Consider the following 24,930-nt stretch of genomic DNA (forward strand, 5'->3'; position numbering starts at 1 on the left):
CGGAACCCGTCACGTTCCCCCGCGGTACCCGCGGCGGGCGGGAACGCTCGCCGTCCGTCGGCCGCGATGCGTCGCCGCGGGACCGGACGTGCTGCTGGGCGGCGTCACTTGGGGGCCGGGACCATCCCCGGGGCCGGGCGGACGCATGGGGCGGCGGGTGGTACGGACCAAGTTGAGCGGTGCTCGAATTCAGCCGTTTCGGAGGCCGGCCCACCGGCGGCGCACCGGAGTCGGAAGACTGCGTCGTGGTGCGGGCCCTCCGCCCGGCCCGGAACGACGACATGCCCACGCACGGTTACGCCCACGTCATCGACGAGAGCAGGAGCGTCCCCATGGCCCGCTTGCGCACTCCCCGACCTCTGTCCCTGGCCGGCATGGCGGTATCCGCCCTGCTCCTGCTGGGTTCGGCGCCCGCGGCGACGGCCGCACCCTCCGAGCGGCTTCCGGCCTCGCGCCTGCTCCCGGTCCCGGCGGGAGGGCTCCACAGTTTCGTGCGGGGGCTGAACAACAGCGGCACGATCATCGGCGAGTACCACGTGGAGGGCTCCGGTGGGCCGCTCGCGATCCGGTGGAACGCCCACCGCCCCGGCTACACCCGTCTGGCGCCGCTGCCCGGTGAGAGGTTCAGCCGCACGACCGCGCTCAGCGACGCCGGCTGGGTGGTCGGCCAGTCCTACGACGAACTGCCCGGTGCCCACCCCGTGCGCTGGACACCCCGCGGCACCCCGAAGCGGCTGGCGCTTCCCCGCGGCTCCCTCGGCGGCAACGCGTCGGCCGTCAACAACGCCGGGGTCGCGGTCGGCGACGCGCAGGGCGCGGACTCCCGTTCCCGTCCGCTGCGCTGGCGGCCCGACGGCAGGGGGACCGTGCTGCCCTTGCTGCCCGGCGACGGCAGCGGCACGGCCACGTCGGTCAACAACGCGGGCACGGCCGTCGGGTGGACCGAGCGGCGTGGTGTCGCCGGTGGCCCCGCGCGCCCCGTGCGCTGGAACGCGGCGGGTGCCGTGAGCGCGCTGCCCCTCCCCCCGGGGTTCACCGGGGCCCGGACGAGCCGGATCACCGACAGCGGCGTGGTGTTCGGCCACGGGCGGCTGGCCGGGAGCACGGAGTACGACCGGGTCCTGGTGTGGGCGGCCGACGGCACGGTCCGCGACGCCGGGCGCGGGCGGGCATACGGCGTCAACCTGGCGGGCACGGTCGTGGGGGCTTCGCTGGACGACTCCCCGAACGGCGATCCGGCCCGGTGGAACGCGAACGGCACGCGGACCGTGCTGGCCAACCCGGCGGAGGCGGCTGGGGAGGTCCTGGCGATCAACAACCGGGGCACGGCCGTCGGGTACGCCTGGCCGCCGGCCGGGAACCCCGCGCTGGACAAGGCCCTGATGTGGAAGCCGGACGGTACGGTCGTCCCGCTGCCGCCGTCGTCTCTCGGCCCCTACGCCGCGGCCTTCGCCGTCAATGACGCCGGAGTGATCGCCGGGTTCGCCGTCGGCACGGACGGCGCCGGCAACCCGACGACCTGGCGTGCGACCGTCTGGAAGCGCTGACGCCCGCCGCCTCCCCGGCCGGAGTCCCGGGGAGGCGGCGGACACGGTCTGCCCCTCGGGTCCCGGCCCGAGGGCCTCTGCCCGTCGTCCGTGTGGCGCCGCCCCCGGTCCGGAGCAACCGCCCGGCCGCAGCCGGGACGGGTCGGCAGCCGACCGCCTTCGATCTGGCGGCATCGGCACGGAAGCGGCCTGACGGTCCGCACCGCACCGCTCGGCTCGGCTCGGCTCGGCTCGGCTCGGCTCGGCTCGCGGCAGCGAACCCGTCCCCCCGGCCGGCCCGGGGATGCGCCGCCCGCTCCCCGCCGTCCTCGGTCCACCGGCCCTGCCGGCGGCCGGGCGTCTGCGCCGGTCAACCCGGCGCAGACGCCGGCGGCAACGGCCCGGCACGACCACGACCGCGGTGATCCGCCGACGAAGGCGCCCGACGGATCACCAGCGCAGACCGGCGCACTACCCCCGGTACGCCTCCAGCAGCCGCAGCCACACCTCGCTGATGGTCGGGAACGCGGGCACCGCGTGCCAGAGCCGCTCCACGGGCACCTCCCCGGCGACGGCCACGGTGGCCGAGTGGAGGAGTTCGCCGACACCCGGCCCCACGAAGGCGGCACCGAGCAGGACCTCTCGGTCGAGGTCGACCACCATCCGGGCACGGCCCCGGTAGCCGTCGGCGTAGAGGCCAGCCCCCGACACGGACCCCAGGTCGTAGTCGACGGCGCGCACCCGGTGCCCGGCCCGCTCCGCCTCGGCGAGGCTGAGCCCCACGGCGGCGGCCTCGGGATCGGTGAAGACCACCTGGGGGACTGCCGCATGGTCGGCCGTGGCGCTGTGCGCGCCCCAGCGGTCGGTCTCCAGCAGCGGGACGCCCCCGGCCCGCGCGGCGATCGCGGCGCCGGCGATCCGCGCCTGGTACTTGCCCTGATGGGTCAGCAGCGCACGGCGGTTGACGTCGCCCACGGCGTAGAGCCAGTCCGTGCCGCGCACGAGGCAGGTGTCGTCGACGTCCAGCCAGGCGCCGTCGGTCAGGCCCACGCTCCCGAGCCCGATGCCGTCGGTGCGCGGGGCGCGGCCGGTGGCGAAGAGCACCTCGTCGGCCTCGACGAGCGCGCCGTCGTCGAGCACGACGCTGACGGGGCCGGTGTGCCCCCCGGGCCGGTCGACGGCGGCGACGGACACGCCGAGCCGCACGTCCGCCCCCGCCTCCTTCAGCGAGTCGACCACGTACTCGCCGACGAAGGGCTCCATCCGCGGCAGCACGCCCCCGCCGCGGACCAGGAGGGTGACCCGGGAGCCGAGCGCCTGCCACGCGGTGGCCATCTCCACTCCGACGACCCCTCCCCCGACGACGGCAAGGCGCTGGGGAACCTGCTTCGCGCTGGTCGCCTCGCGGCTGGTCCAGGCGCCCGCGCCGGTGAGACCGGGCAGGTCGGGCAGGACGGCGCGGCTGCCGGTGGCGATGACGACGGCGTGGCGGGCGGTGAGCAGGCGGTGCTCGCCCTCGGGGCCGTCGACGGAGACGGAGCGCGGCCCGTGGAGTCTGCCGCGGCCGCGGTAGAGGCGGGCGCCGATCGAGTCGAGCCAGGCGGCCTGGCCGTCGTCCTTCCAGTCGCCGACCTTCTCGTCGCGCCGCGCCAGGACCGCCGCGGCGTCGAGGGGCCCCTGCACGGACGCGGCGAGCCCGGGCACCCTGCGGGCGTCGGCGCGTGCGATGGCCGGACGCAGCAGGGCCTTGCTCGGCACGCAGGCCCAGTACGAGCAGTCCCCCCCGATCAGTTCGCCCTCCACGACGGCCGTGCCCAGGCCCGCCGCACGCGTCCGGTCGGCGACGTTCTCACCGACCGGCCCCGCTCCCACCACGACGACGTCGTACTCCGCAGCATCGGTCATAGGGCCAGTCTGACCGGGGGTGTGCGCCCCGGCCACATGGGCAGGGGCAGGAATAGCCGGGCTCCGGGCACCGTTGTGCGGGGCGAGTCGCCGAATGTCAGGAAGAGGTACACAGGTATGAGCACGATCGAGCTCACCAAGGAGAACTTCGATCAGACCGTCGAGGAGAACGACTTCCTCCTGATCGACTTCTGGGCTTCCTGGTGCGGTCCCTGCCGCCAGTTCGCACCGGTCTACGAGAGTGCCTCGGAGCGCCACGGGGACCTGCTGTTCGGCAAGGTCGACACGGAGGCGCAGCCGGAGCTGGCGGCCGCGTTCGGCATCCGGTCGATTCCGACCCTGATGATCGTCCGGGACAAGGTCGCGGTGTTCGCCCAGCCGGGGGCGCTGCCGGAGACCGCGCTGGAGGACGTGATCGGGCAGGCCCGGAAGCTGGACATGGACGAGGTCCGCAAGTCGATCGAGTCCCAGCAGCAGGACGGGGCGGAGCAGGGCGGGGCCGCGTAGCGGGTGCGGGGGCGGGGCCCGCCTCGGAGGCGGGCCCCGCCCCCGCACCCGTACGACGGGGAGCCGTCCGGCCCTGACCGCCGGGCGGCTCCCCGGACTGCCGTGTGCCGCCCTGCCGGGCGGCACACGGCAGTCCGGGGCGGGTGGCTCCTCAGCGCTCCAGGACGAGGGCGATGCCCTGGCCGACGCCGATGCACAGGGCCGCGAGGCCGGTGCCCGATCCGGCGGCGGCGAGCTGGTGGGCCACGGCTCCCGCGAGCCGGGCGCCGGAGGCGCCGAGCGGGTGGCCGAGGGCGATGGCGCCGCCGCGCGGGTTGACCACGCCGGGGTCGAGTTCGGGCCACTCGGCGAGGCAGCCGAGCGCCTGGGCGGCGAAGGCCTCGTTGAGTTCGACGGTCCTCAGGTCGGCGAAGGTCCGGTCCGCCCTGCCCAGCGCCCGCCGGACCGCCTCCACGGGGCCGAGGCCGAACAGCTGGGGCTCGACGCCGGTCACGGCGGAGGCGCGGATGCGCGCCAGCGGCTCGCGGCCGGTCGCCGCGAGGCCCTCCTCGTCCACGAGCAGCAGGGCCGCGGCACCGTCGTTGAGGGGGGAGGCGTTGCCCGCGGTGACGGTGCCGTCCACGCGGAACGCCGGCTTCAGCTTCGCCAGGGCCTCCATCGAAGTGGTGTCGCGGATGCACTCGTCGCGGGCGAGGTCCGCACCGTCGCAGTCGACGACCTCCGCGTCGTACAGCCCCTTGGCCCATGCCTCGGCGGCCTTGCGGTGGCTGTCGAGGGCGAAGGCGTCCTGCTGCTCGCGGCCGATGCCGTGCTTGTCGGCGACGCGTTCGGCCCCCTCGCCCAGGGTGACCGTCCACTCCTTCGGCATACGGGGGTTGGTCATCCGCCAGCCCAGGGTGGTCGAGTGGAGTTCCTGGTGCCCGGCGGGGAAGGCGCGTTCCGGCTTCTGGAGGACCCAGGGGGCACGCGACATGGACTCCACCCCGCCAGCGATGGCGATGGAGGCGTCGCCGAGGGCGATGGCCCGGGCGGCCTGGACGACGGCCTCCAGCCCCGAACCGCAGAGCCGGTTGACGGTCACACCGGGCACCGTGACGGGCAGGCCCGCGAGCAGCACCGCCATCCGGGCCACGTCGCGGTTGTCCTCGCCGGCGCCGTTGGCGTCGCCGAGGACGACGTCGTCGATGCGGGCGGGGTCGAGGTCGGGTGTGCGGTCGACGAGTGCCCTGACGACACGGGCGGCGAGGTCGTCCGGCCGGACCGCCGAGAGCGCGCCCCCGAACCTTCCGATCGGCGTGCGGACGGCGTCGACGATGTAGACGTCGCGGATGCTCATCGAGTCACTCCCGGGCCAGGACCGGGGTCCTCCTGGCGGGCCCCGTCCACAATCGAGTCGCCCGAGTCTGTGACGGGCGCGGCGCCCTGTCAACGGCCCTCCGCACGTGAAGATCGACACGTGGCGGGGCCGGACGGCCCGGCGCGGGACGGCGACCCGGGTCCTCAGACGTCGTCGGCGTCGATGACCCGCACGGTGAGGCCGTAGTCCAGTTCGGCCCCGTCCACGAGAAGAGCCTCCACGGCCCGGGTCTCGGGGTCGATGTCGGCTTCCACGCCGTCGCCGACGTAGCGGGGGTAGCCGGAGGCTCCCAGCTCGCCGGTGGCGTCGACGACGGCGGAGCGGATCGCGCCGTCGGCGGCGGCCACCGGGTCGTCCCCGTCGACGTGCTCGGGCAGGACCAGGACCCCGAAGCGCTGCGGTTGGTTCCTCATGAAGGCGACGCTAGACACCCGGGCCGCCCGCCGCACCTCGTCCGCCGACCCGCTCGCGGGTGAGCGGACCGCAGCGGCGGTCAGCTGGACTCCCGGTGCACCGGGCGGGCGGCCATCAGCTCGCGCTCCCGGGCGGGCGCGCCCGGCTCGCGCACGGCGCGGTCCACCAGCCCGGCGAGGTCGCCGCCGCTCATGGTGTCGATGCGCACGGTGCTGAGCCGGGGGCGCAGCAGCCGCCCGAGCAGCAGGTCGCCGGCGCCGACGACGGCGGTCTCCCGGGGGACTTCCACCCCCTCGTCCTGGAGGGCCCGCATCAGGAGCATCGCGTACGCGTCGTCGTAGGCGTAGACGGCGTCCAGTCGCAGGGAGCGCCAGCGGGCGGCGAGCTCGGCCGCCGGCTCCTCCTCGTAGGCCATGGGGAGCGGGGCGATCCTGGCGCCCGCGCCCGCGGCGGCCGCACGGGCTCCCTCCAGCCGGGGGAGGGCCAGGCGCGCCGCGCCCGGGTCCTCCGGCAGGACCACGCCGATCGCGCGGCGGCCGCGCCGGAGCAGATGGGCGGCGGCGCAGGCCCCGATGCGGCGCTGGTCCATGACCAGGGAGTGGGCACCCTCCGTGCCCCGGGGGCCGAGGGTGACCACGGCCCGGGCGCCGGAGCGCCGCAGCAGCCGTACACCGTGCCGGGTCGGCTGGGTCTCGCCGAGGCAGACGACGGCCACGGGCCTCAGCTCGGCCCAGGCCCGGGCGGCGTCGTCGCCGTCGAGGCCGGTGCTGCCGTACTGGACGACCGTGTACTCCAGTCTGCGCAGCTCGGCCTCGAAGTCGTCCAGGAAGGGGCCCGGGAGGGGGCCGCCGGGGTGTCCCGGGGCCGGAACGACCACGGTGCGGGTGCGTCCGGCCCGCAGGCTGCGGGCGGCGGCATGGGGGACGTAGCCGAGTTCCTCGGCGGCGGCCCTGACCCGCAGCCGGGTCGGTTCGCTGATCCGCACCGCGGGTGTGTTGTTGAGGACGTACGAGACGGTGGCCCGGGAGACTCCGGCCAGCCGGGCGACATCGGCGCTGGTCGGGGCGGAGCGGTCCACGGGCGGTTCGGGTGTCTGGCTCATCGCGCGGGTCATCCTTCCAGAGCCCGCGAGTCCCGCTCACGGGCTCTGGCCGGAATGACATCGCAGCGCTCTGCCCCAACTGCGGTGCAGGGCACAGAGGTTGCGGTCGGGCCGTGCCGGGGCGGCGGCGGGCACCGGTCGGGGCACGGTGTGCGGATGGCTGGATCCGTGGGGCCGGGGGGCCTACGGTGCGGTCATGACGATCTTCAGTTCCTCCCGAGACGGCGCCCCCGTGGCCCCCGGCCACGGCGGCACGGCCGCCACCCGCGAGGCCGACCCCGCCCTCGTCGGCCCCGTGCGCACCTCCTACGCCCCCGACCGCGACGGGGACCCGGACCCCGGTGAGATCGTGTGGACGTGGGTGCCCTTCGAGGAGGGCGACGGACGCGGCAAGGACCGCCCGGTGCTGGTGGTGGCGCGGGAGGCGGAGGGGACCGTGCTCGCGGTGCAGCTGTCCAGCCGGCGACGCGACGGGGACCACGAGTGGGTCGCGCTGGGCGCGGGCCCCTGGGACTCCGCGGGGCGCCCCTCGTGGGTCGACCTGGACCGGGTGCTGCGGGTCCACGAGGACGGGATGCGCCGGGAGGCGTGCGCCCTGGACCGGGAGCGCTTCGACCGGGTGGCCGGGCGGCTGCGGGAGCGCTACGGCTGGTCCTGAGGGCACCGCCCGGCGCTGTCCGGCGGGTCCGCGGCCTCGCCGCCGTCGGCCCCGGGCACTCCGCCGAGCACGGACCGGAAGGCGCCGAGAGTCCTCTGCCCGGGCGTGCGGTCCAGGACGGCGAAGACGACCTCGTCGAAGTGGCCCCCGAACCGCGCGCCCGGGGCCAGGTGGGTGCGGAAGGCGGAGGCCACCTGGGCGGGGTCGTTGGCGAAGACGCCACAGCCCCAGGCCCCCAGGACCAGGCGCCGGTAGCCCCCGGCGACCGCCGTCTGGAGGACCCGCTCGGCGCGCCGGCGCAGGATGCCGGGGATCAGGGGCAGCTGCTCGGGGGCGCGGCTGCGCACGACCCCGGCGTTCGGTGCCGGGCAGGTGAGGAACCCGGCCTCGAAGGGTTCCGCCAGCAGGGCCCCCTTGTCGTCCCGGAAGACGGGGACCCGCGGGGAGTGGATCACCCGGTCGGAGTACAGGGGGCTGCGGTCCGCCCGGTGGTGCTCGTAGTACTCGCGGGCCCGCAGCAGGGTCGTGTACAGCGCGGAGGCCCGGCAGAGGGCCTCCTCCTGCGCCTGGGCGCCGTTGAGGTAGCCCCCTCCGGGGTTGCGTGCGGAGGCGAAGCTGAGCACGGCCGGCGGCCCGCCGCCCCGCCCGGCGAGCCGGCGGGCGGCCGCGGTGCTGGACTCCCCCGTCACCGCGAAGGCCGTCGCCCGGCCGCTGCCGGGGTGCGCGTCCACCGGGTCCGGTCCGTGGAGGCGGGTGGCCGCGCAGGAGGCGGCCACGGCCTCCCGCAGGGGCACCTCGCGGCCGTCGGGCAGCCGGTAGCCGCCGGCGGCGACGATCTCCTCGTTGTGCTGTGCGATCCCCCGCAGCCGTGCGCTCATGGCATCATCCTCGCCGGGGGCGGGTGCCCCGGGCAACCGGGTTTCCGCTCCTCAGAGGCGCTCTTGTGCGAACCGACGGCAGTGGCTTTAGGTTGACAGGGTCCCGCGCGGGACCCTTCGCCCCCCGAGGAGTCGATCATGCCGACGCCCGACACCGACGACTTCGGGCCTCCCCTGTCCGAGGACGAGGCCGAGGAACTGCTGCGCTGCATCTGCTTCAAGACCGGGCCGCCCCGGACCGTCGGAGTGGAGGTGGAATGGCTGGTCCACGATGCCGACCGGCCCCACCTCCCCGTGGCGCGCGAACGCCTGGCGGCGGCGTTCGACGCGGTGCGCTCCCTGCCGCTCGCCTCGGCCCTGACCTTCGAGCCCGGCGGCCAGCTGGAACTCAGCTCGCCCCCCGCCGCGTCCCTCGCCGAGTGCGTGGAGGCGACCTCCGCCGACCTGCACACCGTCCGCGAGGGCCTGGGGGCCCACGGACTCGTCCCGGCCGGGTACGGCATCGACCCCTGGCACCCGCCCCGCCGGATGCTCCACGAGCCGCGCTACGACGCGATGGAACGCCACCTCGACCGCACCGGCCCCGCCGGGCGGATCATGATGTGCACCTCCGCCTCCGTCCAGGTCTGCCTCGACGCGGGCACGGAGGAGCCGGGGCCGCTCGGGCACGCCCGGCGCTGGCAGATGGCGCACCTGCTGGGGGCGGTCCTGGTCGCCTCCTTCGCCAACTCGCCCTTCCGGCAAGGACGCCGCACGGGCTGGAAGTCGACGCGGCAGGCGGTCTGGGCGGCGCTCGACCCCGTCCGCACCCTTGCCCCCGAGCCGTTCGCGGAGCCCCGGGCCTCCTGGGCCGCCCGTGCCCTGGACGCCCCGGTCATGTGCGTGCGCCGGACCGAGGGCCCCTGGGACGGGCCGACGGGCCTGACCTTCCGGCAGTGGCTGCGCGGCGGGTACCCCAGGCGCCCCGGACGGGCGGACCTCGACTACCACCTGACCACCCTGTTCCCGCCTGTCCGGCCTCGCGGGCACCTGGAGTTGAGGATGCTCGACGCCCAGGACGGGGAGCACGGCTGGACGGTCCCGCTCGCCGTCACCACCGCCCTGTTCGACGACCCCGAGGCCGCCGAGACCGCCTACCGCGCGGTGAAGCCCCTGGCGGAGTCCGCCGGTACGCTGCCCGCCCCCGTCAACCCGCTGTGGGTGGCCGCGGCCCGGCGGGGGCTGGCCGACCCGGAACTCGCCGCGGTGGCGGCCGTCTGCTTCGCCGCCGCCGTGGACGCGCTGGAGCGCATGGGAGCACCCGGCGACCTGCTGGCGCGGGTCGCCGAGTTCCACGAGCGCCGCGTCCTGCGCGGCCGCTGCCCCGCCGACGATCTCCGACCGCCCGCCACGGCCCGGGAGGCCGCGATATGACCGAGGACCTGCGGCGCCGCGCGCTGGACGCGCTGACCGCCGCCCGTGCCCGTACCGCCGTGCTCACCGACTGCGTCGAGGACGGTGAGCTGATGGCCCAGCACTCCCCCCTGATGTCCCCGCTGGTGTGGGACCTGGCGCACATCGGCAACCAGGAGGAGCAGTGGCTGCTGCGCACCGTCGGCGGGCGTGACGCCCTCAGGCCGGAGATCGACTCGGTCTACGACGCCTTCGAGCACCCCCGGGCGACGCGCCCCTCGCTGCCGCTGCTGGCCCCGGCCGAGGCCCGGCTGTACGCGGGGGACGTACGGGGCCGGGTGCTGGACGTGCTGGAGCGGACCGCGCTGGAGGGCTCGCCGCTCACCGACGCGGCCTTCGCCTTCGGGATGGTGGCCCAGCACGAGCAGCAGCACGACGAGACGATGCTGATCACCCACCAGCTCCGGCGGGGACCGGTGGCCCTCACCGCGCCCGAGCCGCCCGTGCACCCCCCCGAGGCGCTGCCGGCCGAGGTCCTGGTGCCCGGCGGCCCGTTCACCATGGGGACGTCCACCGAGCCCTGGGCGCTGGACAACGAGCGGCCCGCCCACCGCCGGGAGGTGGACGCCTTCTGGATGGACACCGCGCCCGTCACCTGCGGCGCGTTCCGGCAGTTCATCGACGACGGCGGCTACGGGGAACGGCGGTGGTGGGCGCCGGCGGGCTGGGAGCAGATCCGCACCCACGGCATCGCGGCTCCGCTGTTCTGGCGCCGCGAGGGCGGAACGTGGCTGCGCCGCCGCTTCGGGGTGAGCGAGGAGGTCCCGGCGGACGAGCCGGTGCTGCACGTGAGCTGGTACGAGGCGGACGCGTACGCACGCTGGGCGGGGCGGCGGCTGCCGACGGAGGCCGAGTGGGAGAAGGCCGCCCGCCACGACCCGGTCTCCGGGCGCTCCCGGCGCTACCCCTGGGGGGACGCCGATCCGGACGAGGAGCACGCCAACCTGGGCCAGCGGCACCTGCGCCCGGCCCGCGCGGGCGGCTACCCCCGGGGTGCCTCACCGCTCGGGGTGCGCCAGCTGATCGGCGACGTGTGGGAGTGGACGTCGAGCGACTTCCTGCCGTACCCGGGCTTCGCCGCGTTCCCCTACCGCGAGTACTCCGAGGTGTTCTTCGGTCCGGAGTACAAGGTGCTGCGGGGCGGGGCGTTCGGGGTGGACCCGGTGGCCTGCCGGGGAACCTTCCGCAACTGGGACCTGCCCGTGCGCCGCCAGATCTTCTCCGGGTTCCGCACCGCGCGGGACGCCGAGGCGCGTCCCCGGGAGGATGCCTGATGTGCCGCCATCTCGCCTACCTCGGCCCGGCCGTGCCGCTGGGCGCGCTGCTGACCGAGCCGGAGCACGGCCTGGTGCGCCAGTCCTACGCACCGCGCCGCCAGCGGTACGGGACGGTCAACGCCGACGGCTTCGGCGTGGGCTGGTACGCGCCGGGCGACGCCGTTCCGGCGCGCTACCGGCGGGCGGGCCCGATCTGGGGGGACGCCTCCTTCGCCGACCTCGCCAGGGTGGTGCGCACCGGTGCGCTGCTCGCCGCGGTGCGGGACGCCACCCTCGCGGGGGCGGACGGCGAGGCCGCGGCGGCGCCGTTCGCCTCCGGGCGGCTGCTGTTCAGCCACAACGGGGCCGTGCGGGGCTGGCCGGAGACCGCGTCCGCCCTCGCCTCCTCGCTGCCGGGCCGGGCGCTGCTGTCGATGGAGGCCCGCACCGACTCGGCGCTGCTGTGGGCACTGGTGCTGCACCGGCTCCGGGAGGGGGACGCCCCCGGCCGTGCGATGGCCGAGACCGTGCGCGACGCGGCCGCCGCGGCCCCGGAGTCGCGGCTGAACCTGCTGCTGACCGACGGGGAGTCGATCACCGCCACCACGTGGGGCGACACCCTGTGGTACCTGTCCGACCCGGCCGGGGCGACGGTGGTGGCCTCCGAGCCCTATGACGACGACCCACGCTGGCAGGAGGTGCCGGACCGTACGCTGCTGACGGCGACCCGGTCCGACGTCCTGCTGGCCGAGCTCAAGGAGCCGACCCAGTGAGCCCGTTCCAGCTGACCCGTACCCTGCCCGAGGACGCCACGGGGGCGGACCTGCGCGCGGACGTGCGCCGCGGTCTGACGCGCACCCCGAAGGCGCTGCCGCCCAAGTGGTTCTACGACGGCCGCGGCAGCGAGCTCTTCGAGGAGATCACCCGGCTGCCCGAGTACTACCCGACCCGTGCGGAGCGGGAGATCCTGGCGGAGCGCGCGGGCGAGATCGCGGCGGCGACGGGGGCCCGCACCCTGGTGGAGCTGGGCTCGGGGTCCTCGGAGAAGACGCGGTTCCTGCTGGACGCGCTGAGCGGGCTGCGCTCCTACGTGCCGGTGGACGTGAGCGAGAGCGCGCTTCGGGGTGCGGCCGAGGGCCTGCTGGCCGAGCGCCCGGGGCTCGACGTCCACGCGCTGATCGCCGACTTCACCCGCGACGTGGAGCTGCCCGGTACGCCGGGACCCCGGCTGGTGGCCTTCCTCGGCGGCACGGTCGGCAACCTGCTGCCCGCCGAGCGGGCCGCCTTCCTGCGCATGGTGCGGGGCCTGATGTCCCCGGGTGACGCCCTGCTGCTCGGCACCGACCTGGTCAAGGAGGAGGAGGTCCTGGTCAGGGCGTACGACGACGCGGCCGGGGTGACGGCGGCGTTCAACAAGAACCTGCTGTCGGTGCTCGCCCGGGAGCTGGGCTCGGACGCGGATCCGGACGACTTCGACCATGTGGCCGTCTGGGACCGCGAGCGCGAGTGGATCGAGATGCGGCTGCGGGCCCGGAAGGCGCTCACGGTGAAGATCCGGGAACTCGACCTGGTGGTGCCGTTCGAGGCGGGCGAGGAGCTGCGTACGGAGGTGTCGGCGAAGTTCCGTCAGGAGGGGGTGCGCAGGGAGCTGGCGGCGGCGGGGCTGGACCCGGTGCGGTGGTGGACGGACGGCGCGGGCCGGTTCGCGCTGAGCCTGGCGACGGCGCGCTGAGCCTGACGGGCCAGGGCGCGGCGGTCCGTGCCGGGGCCGGGGGCGATCGGCGTAAGCAGCCGGACCTCGGCCGTGAGCCGGCCGGCCGCGGCGACGCGGCGCAGTGAGGCCCCGAGGGGGTCGTCGCCGACGAAGGCGGCGGCCCCCGTGGGGCCGTAGGACAGGTGGACGGGCTGGACCGCGGCACCGGCGTCGAGGGCGGCCTGGAAGGCGGCGTGGCGGAAGCGCCCCTGGTCCCGGCCGCACCAGGTGGAGCCCTCGGGGAAGACGATCACGCGGTGCCCGGCGCGCAGGGCGCCGGTGAGCGCGGCCACGGTGGCGGGCAGCGTGCGCAGGCTGCCCCGGTCGACGAAGAGCGTGCCGCCGAGGGCGGCGAGCGGGCCGAGGACGGGCCAGCGGCGCACCTCGCTCTTGGCGAGCATCCGGCCCGGCAGCGCGGCCGCTATCAGCGGGATGTCCAGCCAGGAGACGTGGTTGGCCACCACCAGGCAGCCGGGCCCGGCCTCCGGGGTGTCACGGGCGGGCGGGCTCTCGGCGACGACGGTGGCGCGCACGCCGAAGCCCCGCAGCACGGACCGGGCCCACAGGGAGGTCAGGCGGTGGCGCGCGCCGCGGCCGAGGAGGGCCGCCGCGGGGGCGAGCGCCACGCCCCCGGCGGTCGCGGCGGTCCCGGCGGCGAGCCGTGCGGCGGCCCGGGCCCGTCCGGCGACGCCGCCGGGGTGCGCTGCGCAGCCCTGCGGGGTGCAGGGGGACGCGGGGAGCCAGGGCGATCCGGCCGCCGGAGCGGTGCTCACGCCGGGACCAGGGACAGGAAGTGGCGGAGGTAGCGCGGGTTGGTCCGGCGCAGGGAGAGCAGCACGTAGAGGTCGGCCACGCCGAAGTCGGGGTCGTGGGCCGGGGCTCCGCAGACCCAGGCGCCGAGGCGCAGGTAGCCGCGGAGCAGGGGCGGCAGTTCGGTGCGGCCCTGGGGCAGGGCGATGCCGTCGGAGCGCCAGAGGCGGTGCGGGGTGACCCAGTGCTCCTCGGGGGCGAGGTGGGCGCTGCGGACGGTGTCCCAGGTGGCCGCGGCCAGGGTGCCGCCGTCGCCCAGGGGGACCGAGCAGCAGCCGGCGAGCCAGTTGTGCCCGGTGTCGGCCATGTAGCGGGCGAGTCCCGCCCAGATCAGGGCGATCACGGCGCCGTTGCGGTGCAGGGGGTGGACGCAGGAGCGGCCGACCTCGACGAGGTCGTGGCGGATGGGGTCCAGGCGGGAGAGGTCGAACTCGCCCTCGGAGTACAGGCGCCCCGCGACGCGCGCGCGGTCGGGGGGCAGCAGCCGGTAGGTGCCGACGACCTCCCCGGTGTCGGCGGTGCGGACCAGGAGGTGGTCGCAGTAGGCGTCGAAGGCGTCGCTGTCGAGTCCGGGCTCGGGGCCGTCGAGGCGGGCGCCCATCTCCCCGGCGAACACCTGGTGGCGCAGGCGCTGCGCGGCGCGGACGTCCTCCGTCTCGCGGGCGAGGCCCACGAGGTAGCGGGTGTCCCCGGCGGCCACGGGGACGGACGGGGGCCGGGGGGCGGGAGCGTGCGGAACGGCGACGGGCGTTGCGGGCATGGCGGTCTCCTGCCGTACGGACGGGGCGGACCGCGGGTGCGGCGGCCCGGCACCTCGTTTCTTCCGTGGCCGGCTGGACTCGACGTGACCGCGCGGCGGAGCGCGGATGTGCGGACGCTGAATGCCGGGAGCGGCTCCGCCGCGAACGCGGGGCCGCTCCCGCGGCGGGCACCGCGCTCCGGTCAGGGGCGCAGCGCGGCGGTGATCCGCTGGGATGCCTCGCGGGCGGCGCTCTCGGGGTCGGCACCGCGGAGCACGGCCGTCATGTAGGGCTTGATGGGGTTGTCCAGTTCGACCTGCACCCACTGGGGGGAGTTGGGCGTGGCCCGTCCGAGGACGGCCCCGGCGGCCATCGCGGCGGTGCCCTCCCGGTCCTGGAGCTCGGCTCCCAGGGTCGTCTTGTTGGGCACGTAGTTCATGGCCCGGGCGAGCTCGATCTGCCACTTGTCGCCTGCCAGGGCGGAGACCACCTCGACGGCGGCGGCCCGTTCCTTGGAGCGCTCGGGGACGATGAGGTCCGAGCCGCCGATGAAGACCGAGCCGGGTGCCTCCGCGGTCTTGCCCGGCACGGGGAAGAACCCGAGCTTGCCCTTGAGGTCGGGGTTCTCGTTCTCGATGAAGGTGGCGGCGCTGGGTACCGCGATGATCTGGGCGGTGCGGCCCTTGGCGAAGACCCCGGGCTGGGGCGGGGTGTCCTCGTCGGCGTCCTTGGGGCCGTCGCCGAGGGCCTGGAGCTCCTTGTAGAACGCCATGCCCCGCAGGGCGGCCTCGCTGTGCAGGTCGCCCTCCCACTCCCCTCCGCGCTCGACGGCGAGCTCCCCGCCCTCGTCCCAGATGAAGCCGGCCAGGGTGTACCAGTCCTGGCCGGAGAGGTAGATGCCGTCCTGGGAGGCGGTGTCCAGCTTCCCGGTGATCTCCAGCCACTCCTCCCGGGTCCTGGGGGGCTTGGTGATGCCCGCCTCGGCGAACAGCTCCTTGTGGTAGATCACCACGCGGTTGGCCGCGTACCAGGGGATGCCGTACTGGGAGCCGTTGACCGAACCGGGCTCGGCGAGGCCGGGCAGCCAGGCCTCGCCGCCGAGGTCGCGCACGGACTCCAGGGTCAGGTCCCGCAGCCCGCCCTTCTCGGCGTAGCCCGCGACCTGGGTGTTCCCCACCTCGATGATCTCGGGGGCGTCGTCCGAGGCGAGGGCGGCCTCCACCTTCTCGCCGATGCCGGTCCACTCCTGGAGGGTGACCTCCAGCTCGATGTCGGGGTGCTCGTCCTCGAAGGCCGTCGTGAAGCGCTCCAGGAAGTCCTGCGAGACGCTGTTCTGCATCAGCCAGATCCGCACCGTGCGCGTATCGGAGCCGCCCGGCAGCATGCCGCACCCCCCGAGCGCGAGCGAGCACACGAGCGCGGTGGGCAGGGCGAGGGCGCGGATCTTCACGAGGTCACCTTCGACGTCGGGGCAGGGAGGTGTGACCCGACATGGGGGGAAGAGCTGACGCTCGCACGGGTGTGGCTGGATTTTGGTATGGACCAAAGGTCCGGTCAAGTCCGGAAAACCAGGCCGCAGGCGGCCTGCACCGGACGGGGAGATCGACTCGGCCCCCCGCGCTCCGCACACCCGTCGGCCGACACGCCGTCATCCTCCGCCGGAGACTGCGGCCTTGGGAGGGACGGCGGGCCTGACGGCCGGCCCCGGGCTCCCGCGCCGTCCGCCGCGGAGCGGGCGCACGGCCGTCCGCCGGGGGCCGCGGGCGCCTCCGGCAGGGCCTGCGGTGCGGTGACCCTCCGTGCCCGCTGCGCCCCTCTCGGTGACATCCGTCCGCTCCCGCCGGACGCCCGGAGCGGGCGGCCGCGGAGGGGAGCGGCCGGCGGACCGGCCCCGCCCGACGCCTCGCGGGACTCCCCGCGGTGGGGCACGGTGGAGTGAACGCACGGAGAGGAGCACGACGCACATGTCGAACCACACCTACCGCGTCACCGAGATCGTGGGCACGTCCACGGACGGCGTCGACCAGGCCATCCGCAACGGGATCGACCGCGCCGCGCAGACCCTGCGGGGCCTCGACTGGTTCGAGGTGACCCAGGTCCGCGGCCACATCGTGGACGGCACGATCGAGCACTACCAGGTCGGCCTGAAGGTCGGGTTCCGGCTGGAGGACGGCGACTGAGGGCCGCGCCACCGGCAGCGGTCCGCCGGCCGGGCCCCTTCGTCAGGTGCGCCCTTCGCTCTGCTGGGCGGCGCGCATCGCCTGCCCCGTCCGCACGGCGCCCCACACGGCGCGGACCACGCGGTGGCCGGCCCGCTCCGCGTCCCGGCAGACCAGTTCGTCGTCGTCCACCAGCATCCTGACCTCCCGGGACCGGGCCAGGCGGCGCAGGGCCTCCAGCTTGGTCACGCGGGCGGGGCGGCGGTCGGCACGGGGCCGCATGAACAGCCGCCCCTCGGGCAGTTCCTGCGCGGCCAGCCACGCGAGGGTGTCCTCGCGGCAGCGCTCGGGGCGCCCGGTCAGGTACACCACCTCGCACTCCCCGGCGGCCCGGCGGCACAGCAGCACCCCCTCGGCGAGCGGCGGGTCCTGGGGCGCCGCGGCGAAGAAGGCGTTCCAGTCGCGCGGCCGGCGCTCGAGCAGGTGCTGCCGGTGGGCGGTGTCGGCGAGGGTGTTGTCGAGGTCGAAGACGGCCAGCGGCCGGGTGTCCGGTGCCACGGCCCCAGGGTAGGTGAAGCGGCCCGGCGTGGGGCGCGCGGGGGCCGGGCCCCCGCGGCGGGGCTCCGGCTCCTCCCGTCAGGCCCCGGAGCCCCTGTGAACTGGAACGACACCTAGAATCGCCCGCTATGCACCCTCCTCATGACGGCTTCGTCCGGGTCCGCGGCGCGCGGGAGCACAACCTGCGCGGCGTCGATGTGGACATCCCCCGCAACGCCCTGGTCGCCTTCACCGGGGTCTCCGGGTCCGGCAAGTCGTCCCTGGCCTTCGGGACGCTCTACGCGGAGGCCCAGCGGCGGTACCTCGAGTCGGTCGCGCCCTACGCCCGCCGCCTGATCCACCAGGTGGGCGCCCCCGCGGTCGGCGAGGTCTCGGGGATGCCGCCCGCGGTCTCCCTGGAGCAGCGGCGCTCCTCCCCCACCTCCCGGTCCTCGGTCGGCACGGTCACCACCCTGTCCAACTCGCTGCGGATGCTGTACTCACGGGCCGGCGACTACCCGCCGGGCGCCCCGCGTCTGGACTCCGACGCCTTCTCCCCGAACACGGCGGCGGGCGCCTGTCCCTCGTGCCAGGGGATCGGCAGGGTGCACGGGACCACGGAGGAGCTGCTGGTCCCCGACCCCTCGCTGTCGATCCGCGAGGGGGCGATCGCGGCCTGGCCCGGGGCCTGGCAGGGCAAGAACCTCCGGGACGTGCTCGACGCCCTCGGCCACGACGTGGACCGGCCCTGGCGCGAGCTGCCCGCCGCGGAGCGGGAGTGGATCCTGTTCACGGACGAGCAGCCGGTGGTGACCGTCCACCCGGTCCGGGACGCCGGGCGGATCCAGCGCCCCTACCAGGGCACGTACACCAGCGCCCGCCGCCATGTGCTGCGCACCTTCGCCGAGTCCGGGAGCAGCACGCTGCGGGCGCGGGCCGAGGGCTTCCTGACCAGCGGCCCCTGCCCCGCCTGCGCGGGGGCGCGGCTGCGGCCGGAGGCGCTGGCGGTGACCTTCCGCGGCCTCACCGTCGCCGAGGCCGCGGCGCTCCCGCTCACCGAACTCGCCGGGGTCCTGGCGGCGGGGCAGGCCGGCGGGACGGCGCGGCTGCTCACCGACGACCTGCTCGCCCGGGTCGCCACCGTCACCGAACTGGGGCTCGGCTACCTGAGCCTGGACCGGCCCGCGCCCACACTCTCCAGCGGCGAGCTCCAGCGGCTGCGGCTGGCGACGCAGCTGCGCGCGGGCCTGTTCGGGGTCGTCTACGTCCTGGACGAGCCCTCGGCCGGGCTGCACCCGGCGGACACCGATGCCCTGCTGGTGGTGCTGGAGCGCCTGAAGGCCGAGGGCAACAGCGTGTTCGTGGTCGAGCACCACCTGGAGGTCGTGCGCCGGGCCGACTGGCTGGTGGACGTGGGGCCCGGCGCGGGCGAGCACGGCGGCCGCGTCCTGCACAGCGGGCCGGTGGCAGAGCTCGCCGGGGTGCAGGGCTCGCAGACCCGCCGCTTCCTGTTCGGGGCGCCGCCCCGGCGGGCGCACGCGCCCCGGGTGCCCTCGGGGCAGCTGCGGCTCGGACCGGTGACCCGGCACAACCTGCGCGGTCTGCGGACCCGGCTGCCGCTGGGGGTGCTGACGGCCGTCACCGGGGTGTCGGGCTCGGGGAAGTCCACGCTGGTGGGCGCGATCACTGCCGGACTGCCGGGTGTGGAGCGCCTGGTGACGGTGGACCAGAGGCCGATCGGGCGCACCCCGCGGTCCAACCTGGCGACCTACACCGGGCTGTTCGACACCGTCCGGAAGCTGTTCGCCGCCACTCCGGAGGCGCGGCGCCGGGGCTGGAAGGCCGGGCGCTTCTCCTTCAACGTGGCGGGCGGGCGCTGCGAGACCTGCCAGGGGGAGGGCTTCGTCGCGGTGGAGCTGCTGTTCCTGCCCACGACGTACGCGCCCTGCCCGGACTGCGGCGGTGCACGCTACGCGCAGGAGACGCTGGCGGTGCGCCTGCGGGGGAGGAACGTGGCCGAGGTGCTGGACCTGACGGTGGAGGAGGCGTCGGGGTTCCTCGGGGACGTCCCGGCGGCGGCGCGCAGCCTCGGCGCCCTGCTGGACGTCGGGCTCGGGTACCTGCGGCTCGGGCAGCCGGCCACCGAGCTCTCCGGCGGGGAGGCGCAGCGCATCAAGCTGGCGGGCGAGCTCCAGCGGGGGCGGCGGGGGCACACCGTGTACGTGCTGGACGAGCCGACGACGGGGCTGCACCCGGCCGACGTGGAGGTGCTGATGCTCCGGCTGCACGGGCTGGTGGACGACGGGCACACGGTGGTGGTCGTGGAGCACGACATGGACGTGGTGGCCGCGGCGGACTGGGTGGTCGATCTCGGCCCGGGGGGCGGTGACGAGGGCGGCCGGGTGGTGGCCGCAGGTACTCCGGCCGAGGTGGCGGCCGCGGCGGGCAGTGCCACGGCCCCCTACCTGGCGCGCGCCCTTCGCTGAGCACCGGGTGGCGGGATCGGGAGGGGGCCCGGTCCCGCCACCGGGTCGGTGCTCCGCGACCGGGTCAGGCGCCCAGCAGCCGGACGGCGTCCACGAGCCGGTGCGAGAAGCCGGACTCGTTGTCGTACCAGCCGAGGACCTTCACCTGGCGCCCGCCCGCGGCCACCGTCGTCAGCGGGGCGTCGAAGACGCAGGAGGCCGGGTCCCCCACGATGTCCGTGGAGACGAGCGGGGCGTCGGAGTAGCGCAGGACGCCGCGCAGCGGTCCGGCCGCGGCCTCGGCGAAGGCCTCGTTGACCTCCTCGGCGGCGACCGGCCGGGAGAGGTACGCGGTGAGGTCCGTCATCGAGCCGACCGGAACCGGCACGCGCAGGGACAGCCCGGCGAGCCGCCCGTCGAGCCCGGGCAGCACCTTGCCGATCGCGGTGGCCGCACCGGTGGAGGTGGGGACGATGTTGAGTGCGGCGGAGCGGGCCCGGCGGGCGTCGCGGTGCGGGCCGTCCTGGAGGTTCTGGTCCTGGGTGTAGGCGTGCACCGTGGTCATCAGTCCGTGCTCCAGGCCGAAGCGCGTCTGGAGCACCTGGGCCAGCGGGGCCAGGCAGTTGGTGGTGCACGAGGCGTTGGAGACGACGTGGTGGGCCCCGGCGTCGTAGCGGTCGTGGTTGATGCCGTAGGCGAGGGTGAAGTCCTCGTGGGTGGCGGGGGCCGAGATGAGCACCTTGCGGGCTCCGGCGTCGAGGTGCGCGGACGCCTTCCGGGCGTCGGTGAACGCCCCGGAGGACTCCACGACCACGTCGACGCCGAGGTCCGCCCACGGCAGCCGGCCCGGGTCACGCTCGCGGCGGACGCCGATCGTCCGGCCGTCGACCAGGATGCCGTCGTCCCCGGCCGCCACCTCCGCGGGCAGCCTGCCCATGGTGCTGTCGTAGGCGAGCAGATGGGCCAGCGTCCCGGGGTCGCCGAGGTCGTTCACCGCCACGACGTCGACGTCCGCCTTCTCGGTGAGCACCGCGCGCAGGAACCCTCGCCCGATACGGCCGAACCCGTTGATGGCGACCTTGACCGTCATGCCTCTCCCCTTTGCTCTGCGCACCTCTCGGCGGGTGCGCGGTCCGCCGGGCGCGTGCCGCCCGGCCGTCCGCGGGCCCTGGCCGGGCGGGGCGCCATCGGCCCGCCCCCGGTGCTCCGCGGGTCCGCCCCCGGCATCGCGCTCACCGTCCCGGGCGGTTGACAAGGACCGTAGTCACGATCAGGGAAACCCGTCAATGCGGTTACTTCGGCAGCGCAGAAAACCGGCCTGGCCGGTTAGTTTTGCGGACATGGGGCGGTCAGGGCGGCTACCCTGTGCGGATGACGTTCGTCTTCGTCAGCGGCAGTGCCGCCCTGGACTTCGTCGGCACCGTGCGGAGCCGGCGCGACTGCCCCCTCGACCAGTTGGGCACCTGCGGGGACCTCGCCGCGTGGGCGGCGGCCTCCGGGCTGCTGGGCACCCCGCCCGCGGTGGCCGACGCCGATCTGCGGGCGGCGGTTCAGCTGCGCGAGGCGGTCTACCGGCTGGTGCTCGCCCGGAACGCGGGCGCCGCCCTCGCGGCCGGGGACCGCGCGGTGGTCAACCGGGCGGCCGCCCGCACGCCCGTGCGGCCGGAGCTGGGGGACGGCGGGGCGGTCCTCCGGCACGGCACGGTCGCGGCGGTCCTGTCGTCCGTGGCCCGGGATGCCGTGGACCTGCTCGCCGAGGAACCCTCCAGGGTCAAGGAGTGCGCGGCCCCGCGCTGCACCCGGCTGTACGTGGACCGCTCGCACCGCGGCTCGCGCCGCTGGTGCGACATGGGGCGCTGCGGCAACCGGGCCAAGGCGGCGGCCCACCGCTCGCGCCGTCGGGCCTGAGGGCGCGAGCGGCGGGCCGTCAGCCCGCGGTGCGCCGTGCGGCGCGCAGCCACTCCCGGTTCATCGCGGCGATCGACGGCAGCGGGATGCCCTTGGGGCAGGCGGTCGCGCACTCCCCCGCGAGGGTGCATCCGCCGAAGCCCTCCTCGTCCATGGCGGCCACCATGCCGAGGACCCGCGTCTCGCGTTCGGGGGCACCCTGCGGCAGCACGTTCAGGTGGTTGACCTTGGCGGAGGTGAAGAGCATCGCGGAGCCGTTGGGGCAGGCTGCCACGCAGGCCCCGCAGCCGATGCACTCGGCATGCTCGAAGGCCCGGTCGGCGTCCGGTTTCGCGACGGGGGTCGCGTGCGCCTCGGGCGCGGAACCGGTGGGCACGCTGATGTACCCGCCCGCCTGGATGATCCGGTCGAGCGCGGACCGGTCGACGACCAGGTCCCGGACCACGGGGAACGCGGCCGCCCGCCACGGCTCGACGTCGATGGTGTCTCCGTCGCGGAAGGAGCGCAGGTGCAGCTGGCAGGCGGTGGTGCGCTCCGGTCCGTGCGGCTCGCCGTTGATCACCATCGAGCAGGCTCCGCAGATGCCCTCGCGGCAGTCGTGGTCGAAGGCGACGGGGTCCTCGCCGCGCAGCAGCAGGTCCTCGTTGAGCGTGTCGAGCAGTTCCAGGAACGACATGTCCGGCAAGGCGCCGTCGACGGTGTAGGTGGCCATGGCGCCCTCGGCGCCCGCGTCGCGCTGGCGCCAGACGCGCAGGGTGAGCCTCATGCGTAGCTCCGCTGGGTGGGGTGGACGTTCTCGAAGACCAGGTGTTCCTTGTGCAGGACGGGGGGAAGGCCGGTGCCCGTGAACTCCCAGGCGGCGGCGTAGGAGAAGTCCCCGTCCCGGCGGGCGGCCTCGCCGTCGGCGGTCTGGGACTCCTCGCGGAAGTGGCCGCCGCAGGACTCCTCGCGGTGGAGCGCGTCCAGGCACATCAGCTCGGCGAGCTCCAGGTAGTCGGCCACCCGGTTGGCCTTCTCCAGCGACTGGTTGAACTCCTCCCCGGTGCCGGGGACCCTGACGCGCCGCCAGAACTCCTCGCGCACGGCGGGGATGCGGCGCAGCGCCTCGCGCAGGCCGGCCGCGGAGCGGGCCATGCCGCAGTGCTCCCACATCACCTCCCCGAGTTCGCGGTGGAAGGAGTCGGGGGTGCGGTCGCCGCCGATCGAGAGGAGCAGGTGCAGCCGGTCCCGCGTCTCGGCGAGCGCACCGGCCACCGCCGGGTGGTCCGCGTCGAGCCCGGCGGCCCGCGGGGAGCGGGCGAGGTAGTCGTTGAGGGCCGGGGGCAGCACGAAGTACCCGTCGGCGAGGCCCTGCATCAGGGCGGAGGCACCGAGCCGGTTGGCCCCGTGGTCCGAGAAGTTGGCCTCCCCGAGGGCGAAGAGCCCGGGCACGGTGGTCTGGAGGTCGTAGTCGACCCAGAGGCCGCCCATGGTGTAGTGCACCGCCGGATAGATCCGCATGGGGACCTCGTAGGGGTCCTCCGCGGTGATCCGCTGGTACATCTCGAACAGGTTGCCGTACTTCTCGGCGACCCGGTCGCGCCCCATCCGGGCGAGGGCGTCGGCGAAGTCGAGGTACACGCCCTGCCCGCCGGGCCCCACGCCGCGCCCCTCGTCGCACACCCGCTTCGCCGCGCGGGAGGCGATGTCGCGGGGCACCAGGTTGCCGAACGCGGGGTAGAGGCGCTCCAGGTAGTAGTCGCGGTCCTGCTCGGGGATCTCGCGCGGCGGACGGCCGTCCCCGGGGCCGCGGGGGACCCAGATCCGGCCGTCGTTGCGCAGGGACTCGCTCATCAGCGTGAGCTTGGACTGGTGGTCGCCGCTGCGGGGGATGCAGGTCGGGTGGATCTGGGTGAAGCAGGGGTTGGCGAAGTAGGCGCCGCGCCGGTGGGCCCGCCAGACGGCGGTGGCGTTGGAGTTCACGGCGTTGGTCGACAGGCGGAAGACGTTGCCGTAGCCGCCGGTGGCGAGGACCACCGCGTCGGCGAGGTGGGTGCTGATCCTCCCGGTGACGAGGTCCCGGGCGACGATGCCCCGGGCCCTGCCGTCGGCCACGATCAAATCGAGCATCTCCGTGCGCGGGTACATCTCGACGGCGCCCGCGGCGATGCCCCGGGACAGGGCCTGGTAGGCGCCGAGGAGCAGCTGCTGCCCGGTCTGGCCGCGGGCGTAGAAGGTGCGCGAGACCTGCACTCCGCCGAAGGAGCGGGTGTCGAGCAGGCCCCCGTACTCGCGGGCGAAGGGCACGCCCTGGGCCACGCACTGGTCGATGATCTCCACGGAGATCTCCGCGAGGCGGTGGACGTTGGACTCCCGGGCGCGGAAGTCGCCGCCCTTGACGGTGTCGTGGAACAGCCGGCGGACGGAGTCGCCGTCGTTGCGGTAGTTCTTGGCCGCGTTGATGCCTCCCTGGGCGGCGATGGAGTGGGCCCGGCGGGGCGAGTCCTGGTAGCAGAACTGCACGACCCGGTAGCCCTGTTCGGCCAGGGTGGCCCCCGCGGAGGCGCCCGCGAGGCCGGTGCCCACGACGATCACGGTGTGGCCGCGGCGGTTGGCGGGGTTCACCAGCCGGGCCTCGAAGCGCCGGCGCGCCCAGCGCTCGGCGATCGGTCCGCCGGGGGCCTTGGTGTCGGCGAGGGGTTCGCCGGTCGTGAAGTCGCGGTAGTCGGGGTGTCCACGGTGGTCGGGGTCGGTCATCTCAGCTCACCACTCCGGTCATGACGGCGACGGGCACGGAGACGAAGCCCGCCGTGAGGACGAGTGCCGTCGCGTCGGCGGCGGCCCGCAGGGCGCGGTCGCGGGCGGGGCTTCCCGCGCCGAGGGTCTGCGCCGCGCTCCACAGGCCGTGGCGGACGTGGAGTCCGACGGCGCCCATGGCCAGCAGGTACACGGCGTTGCCGTACCAGGTCGAGAAGGTGTCGACGACGTTCTGGTAGGGCCGTCCCTGCTCGAAGCCGCCCGGGTGGGCGGTTCCCGTGGTGAGGTCGAGGATGTGCCACACGAGGAAGAGCAGGAGGATCACGCCGCCCCAGCGCATGGTGCGGGTGGCGTAGCCCGTCCGGGCCCGCCGGTGGACGTAGCCGGTGGGCCGGGCCCGGGCGGCGCGCCGGCTGAGCTGGTAGGCGCTCACGCCGTGCGCGGCCACCGCCGCCAGCAGCACCAGGCGCAGGGCCCACAGGGCCCAGCCGTGGTGCAGGACGGGGGCGCCCACGGTGCGCAGCCAGTGGCCGTAGGCGTTGAACTCCTCGGAACCGAAGAAGACCTTGAGGTTGCCCGCCACATGGGCCACCAGGAAGCCGAGCATGACCAGGCCGCTGACGGCCATCACCGTCTTCTTGCCGATCGTCGAACGCCATGCCGCACGCAGCGCGGACGGCGGGCGCCCCGCCTTCGTCACCAGAGCCATGCCCACGACGCTAGGGGCGCTCCCCGCAAGAGGTCCAAGACATGATCCGGCTGGTCTG

Annotated in this window: 23 protein-coding genes; 10 read left to right on the forward strand and 13 right to left on the reverse strand. The window is 75.4% G+C overall.

Annotated elements, in window-relative coordinates; translation table 11 throughout:
* Positions 1–281: 281 nt before the first annotated feature.
* Entirely contained in the window at positions 282–1,547 is a 1,266-nt protein-coding gene (locus NPS70_RS24245) for a hypothetical protein (protein ID WP_256526512.1), read from the forward strand.
* A gap of 450 nt (positions 1,548–1,997) precedes the next feature.
* Here NPS70_RS24245 and NPS70_RS24250 read toward each other — a convergent pair whose 3' ends face one another.
* Positions 1,998–3,431: an NAD(P)/FAD-dependent oxidoreductase gene (locus tag NPS70_RS24250; protein ID WP_256526513.1), complete on the reverse strand. Its 1,434-nt coding sequence runs from the start codon at positions 3,429–3,431 to the stop codon at positions 1,998–2,000.
* A 117-nt stretch (positions 3,432–3,548) separates the two neighbouring features.
* On the opposite strand from NPS70_RS24250, the gene trxA reads away from it, so the two are divergent.
* On the forward strand, positions 3,549–3,938 hold the full coding sequence (trxA, locus tag NPS70_RS24255) for a thioredoxin (RefSeq protein ID WP_256526514.1): 390 nt from the start codon (positions 3,549–3,551) through the stop codon (positions 3,936–3,938).
* 151 nt (positions 3,939–4,089) lie between these two features.
* On the opposite strand, the gene NPS70_RS24260 is transcribed toward trxA, so the two are convergent.
* From NPS70_RS24260 to NPS70_RS24270, 3 genes are all read right to left on the reverse strand, one after another.
* Positions 4,090–5,274: a thiolase family protein gene (locus NPS70_RS24260; RefSeq protein ID WP_256526515.1), complete on the reverse strand. Its 1,185-nt coding sequence runs from the start codon at positions 5,272–5,274 to the stop codon at positions 4,090–4,092.
* Between the two features lie 164 nt (positions 5,275–5,438).
* Positions 5,439–5,708 carry a hypothetical protein gene (locus NPS70_RS24265; RefSeq protein WP_256526516.1) on the reverse strand — a complete coding sequence of 90 codons (270 nt, stop codon included), beginning with the start codon at positions 5,706–5,708 and terminating at the stop codon, positions 5,439–5,441.
* An 80-nt stretch (positions 5,709–5,788) separates the two neighbouring features.
* Positions 5,789–6,811, reverse strand: coding sequence for a LacI family DNA-binding transcriptional regulator (locus tag NPS70_RS24270; protein WP_256526517.1), 1,023 nt, complete (start codon positions 6,809–6,811; stop codon positions 5,789–5,791).
* 196 nt (positions 6,812–7,007) lie between these two features.
* Between NPS70_RS24270 and NPS70_RS24275 the strand changes: the two genes are divergently transcribed.
* Entirely contained in the window at positions 7,008–7,469 is a 462-nt protein-coding gene (locus NPS70_RS24275) for a type II toxin-antitoxin system PemK/MazF family toxin (protein WP_256526518.1), read from the forward strand.
* Here the strand turns inward: NPS70_RS24275 and NPS70_RS24280 are convergent.
* A complete protein-coding gene (locus tag NPS70_RS24280; protein ID WP_256526519.1) occupies positions 7,454–8,347 on the reverse strand; it encodes a TIGR02452 family protein in 894 nt (297 codons plus the stop codon). The genes NPS70_RS24275 and NPS70_RS24280 overlap by 16 nt on opposite strands.
* 138 nt (positions 8,348–8,485) lie before the next feature.
* Here NPS70_RS24280 and egtA point away from each other — a divergent pair, with 138 nt between their 5' ends.
* The 4 genes from egtA to egtD are packed head-to-tail and all read left to right on the forward strand — an operon-like array spanning position 8,486 to position 12,787.
* Positions 8,486–9,760, forward strand: a complete 1,275-nt coding sequence (gene egtA, locus NPS70_RS24285; protein ID WP_256526520.1) for an ergothioneine biosynthesis glutamate--cysteine ligase EgtA — start codon at positions 8,486–8,488, stop codon at positions 9,758–9,760.
* Entirely contained in the window at positions 9,757–11,073 is a 1,317-nt protein-coding gene (gene egtB, locus NPS70_RS24290) for an ergothioneine biosynthesis protein EgtB (RefSeq protein WP_256526521.1), read from the forward strand. Before egtA ends, egtB begins: the two co-directional genes overlap by 4 nt.
* Positions 11,073–11,828, forward strand: coding sequence for an ergothioneine biosynthesis protein EgtC (egtC, locus tag NPS70_RS24295; protein ID WP_256526522.1), 756 nt, complete (start codon positions 11,073–11,075; stop codon positions 11,826–11,828). Before egtB ends, egtC begins: the two co-directional genes overlap by 1 nt.
* Entirely contained in the window at positions 11,825–12,787 is a 963-nt protein-coding gene (gene egtD, locus NPS70_RS24300; protein WP_256526523.1) for an L-histidine N(alpha)-methyltransferase, read from the forward strand. Before egtC ends, egtD begins: the two co-directional genes overlap by 4 nt.
* Here the strand turns inward: egtD and NPS70_RS24305 are convergent.
* From NPS70_RS24305 to NPS70_RS24315, 3 genes are all read right to left on the reverse strand, one after another.
* On the reverse strand, positions 12,682–13,581 hold the full coding sequence (locus tag NPS70_RS24305; protein WP_256526524.1) for a lysophospholipid acyltransferase family protein: 900 nt from the start codon (positions 13,579–13,581) through the stop codon (positions 12,682–12,684). The genes egtD and NPS70_RS24305 overlap by 106 nt on opposite strands.
* Positions 13,578–14,378 carry a GNAT family N-acetyltransferase gene (locus NPS70_RS24310; RefSeq protein WP_256526525.1) on the reverse strand — a complete coding sequence of 267 codons (801 nt, stop codon included), beginning with the start codon at positions 14,376–14,378 and terminating at the stop codon, positions 13,578–13,580. The genes NPS70_RS24305 and NPS70_RS24310 overlap by 4 nt, the downstream gene beginning before the upstream one ends.
* A 182-nt stretch (positions 14,379–14,560) precedes the next feature.
* Positions 14,561–15,808 (reverse strand): extracellular solute-binding protein, encoded by a 1,248-nt coding sequence (locus tag NPS70_RS24315; RefSeq protein ID WP_256526526.1) that lies wholly within the window; start codon positions 15,806–15,808, stop codon positions 14,561–14,563.
* Positions 15,809–16,322: 514 nt separating this feature from the next.
* On the opposite strand from NPS70_RS24315, the gene NPS70_RS24320 reads away from it, so the two are divergent.
* Positions 16,323–16,538 (forward strand): dodecin, encoded by a 216-nt coding sequence (locus tag NPS70_RS24320; protein WP_256526527.1) that lies wholly within the window; start codon positions 16,323–16,325, stop codon positions 16,536–16,538.
* 42 nt (positions 16,539–16,580) lie between these two features.
* Here the strand turns inward: NPS70_RS24320 and NPS70_RS24325 are convergent, their stop codons facing one another.
* Positions 16,581–17,075 (reverse strand): hypothetical protein, encoded by a 495-nt coding sequence (locus NPS70_RS24325; RefSeq protein WP_256526528.1) that lies wholly within the window; start codon positions 17,073–17,075, stop codon positions 16,581–16,583.
* Positions 17,076–17,203: 128 nt separating this feature from the next.
* On the opposite strand from NPS70_RS24325, the gene NPS70_RS24330 reads away from it, so the two are divergent.
* Positions 17,204–19,540, forward strand: a complete 2,337-nt coding sequence (locus tag NPS70_RS24330; protein WP_256526529.1) for an excinuclease ABC subunit UvrA — start codon at positions 17,204–17,206, stop codon at positions 19,538–19,540.
* 64 nt (positions 19,541–19,604) lie between these two features.
* On the opposite strand, the gene gap is transcribed toward NPS70_RS24330, so the two are convergent.
* Entirely contained in the window at positions 19,605–20,609 is a 1,005-nt protein-coding gene (gene gap, locus NPS70_RS24335) for a type I glyceraldehyde-3-phosphate dehydrogenase (protein WP_256526530.1), read from the reverse strand.
* Between the two features lie 281 nt (positions 20,610–20,890).
* On the opposite strand from gap, the gene NPS70_RS24340 reads away from it, so the two are divergent.
* Entirely contained in the window at positions 20,891–21,427 is a 537-nt protein-coding gene (locus tag NPS70_RS24340) for an ABATE domain-containing protein (protein ID WP_256526531.1), read from the forward strand.
* A 19-nt stretch (positions 21,428–21,446) separates the two neighbouring features.
* Here NPS70_RS24340 and NPS70_RS24345 read toward each other — a convergent pair whose 3' ends face one another.
* Genes NPS70_RS24345 through NPS70_RS24355 form a run of 3 tightly spaced genes read right to left on the reverse strand, consistent with a single transcriptional unit; the run spans position 21,447 to position 24,872 of the window.
* Positions 21,447–22,193: a succinate dehydrogenase/fumarate reductase iron-sulfur subunit gene (locus tag NPS70_RS24345; protein ID WP_256526532.1), complete on the reverse strand. Its 747-nt coding sequence runs from the start codon at positions 22,191–22,193 to the stop codon at positions 21,447–21,449.
* On the reverse strand, positions 22,190–24,163 hold the full coding sequence (locus NPS70_RS24350; RefSeq protein WP_256526533.1) for a fumarate reductase/succinate dehydrogenase flavoprotein subunit: 1,974 nt from the start codon (positions 24,161–24,163) through the stop codon (positions 22,190–22,192). Before NPS70_RS24350 ends, NPS70_RS24345 begins: the two co-directional genes overlap by 4 nt.
* Before the next feature lies 1 nt (position 24,164).
* Positions 24,165–24,872 carry a succinate dehydrogenase gene (locus tag NPS70_RS24355; protein WP_256526534.1) on the reverse strand — a complete coding sequence of 236 codons (708 nt, stop codon included), beginning with the start codon at positions 24,870–24,872 and terminating at the stop codon, positions 24,165–24,167.
* Positions 24,873–24,930: the final 58 nt, after the last annotated feature.

The organism is Streptomyces sp. C10-9-1, assembly GCF_024497955.1.
Classification (GTDB): Bacteria; Actinomycetota; Actinomycetes; order Streptomycetales; family Streptomycetaceae; genus Streptomyces; species Streptomyces sanyensis.

Coding starts and splice junctions, on each gene's coding strand:
- NPS70_RS24245 (WP_256526512.1), top strand. CDS start 282: ATGCCCACGCACGGTTACGCCCACGTCATCGACGAGAGCAGGAGCGTC.
- NPS70_RS24250 (WP_256526513.1), bottom strand. CDS start 3,431: ATGACCGATGCTGCGGAGTACGACGTCGTCGTGGTGGGAGCGGGGCCG.
- trxA (WP_256526514.1), top strand. CDS start 3,549: ATGAGCACGATCGAGCTCACCAAGGAGAACTTCGATCAGACCGTCGAG.
- NPS70_RS24260 (WP_256526515.1), bottom strand. CDS start 5,274: ATGAGCATCCGCGACGTCTACATCGTCGACGCCGTCCGCACGCCGATC.
- NPS70_RS24265 (WP_256526516.1), bottom strand. CDS start 5,708: ATGAGGAACCAACCGCAGCGCTTCGGGGTCCTGGTCCTGCCCGAGCAC.
- NPS70_RS24270 (WP_256526517.1), bottom strand. CDS start 6,811: ATGAGCCAGACACCCGAACCGCCCGTGGACCGCTCCGCCCCGACCAGC.
- NPS70_RS24275 (WP_256526518.1), top strand. CDS start 7,008: ATGACGATCTTCAGTTCCTCCCGAGACGGCGCCCCCGTGGCCCCCGGC.
- NPS70_RS24280 (WP_256526519.1), bottom strand. CDS start 8,347: ATGAGCGCACGGCTGCGGGGGATCGCACAGCACAACGAGGAGATCGTC.
- egtA (WP_256526520.1), top strand. CDS start 8,486: ATGCCGACGCCCGACACCGACGACTTCGGGCCTCCCCTGTCCGAGGAC.
- egtB (WP_256526521.1), top strand. CDS start 9,757: ATGACCGAGGACCTGCGGCGCCGCGCGCTGGACGCGCTGACCGCCGCC.
- egtC (WP_256526522.1), top strand. CDS start 11,073: ATGTGCCGCCATCTCGCCTACCTCGGCCCGGCCGTGCCGCTGGGCGCG.
- NPS70_RS24310 (WP_256526525.1), bottom strand. CDS start 14,378: ATGCCCGCAACGCCCGTCGCCGTTCCGCACGCTCCCGCCCCCCGGCCC.
- NPS70_RS24320 (WP_256526527.1), top strand. CDS start 16,323: ATGTCGAACCACACCTACCGCGTCACCGAGATCGTGGGCACGTCCACG.
- NPS70_RS24330 (WP_256526529.1), top strand. CDS start 17,204: ATGCACCCTCCTCATGACGGCTTCGTCCGGGTCCGCGGCGCGCGGGAG.
- gap (WP_256526530.1), bottom strand. CDS start 20,609: ATGACGGTCAAGGTCGCCATCAACGGGTTCGGCCGTATCGGGCGAGGG.
- NPS70_RS24340 (WP_256526531.1), top strand. CDS start 20,891: ATGACGTTCGTCTTCGTCAGCGGCAGTGCCGCCCTGGACTTCGTCGGC.
- NPS70_RS24345 (WP_256526532.1), bottom strand. CDS start 22,193: ATGAGGCTCACCCTGCGCGTCTGGCGCCAGCGCGACGCGGGCGCCGAG.
- NPS70_RS24350 (WP_256526533.1), bottom strand. CDS start 24,163: ATGACCGACCCCGACCACCGTGGACACCCCGACTACCGCGACTTCACG.
- NPS70_RS24355 (WP_256526534.1), bottom strand. CDS start 24,872: ATGGCTCTGGTGACGAAGGCGGGGCGCCCGCCGTCCGCGCTGCGTGCG.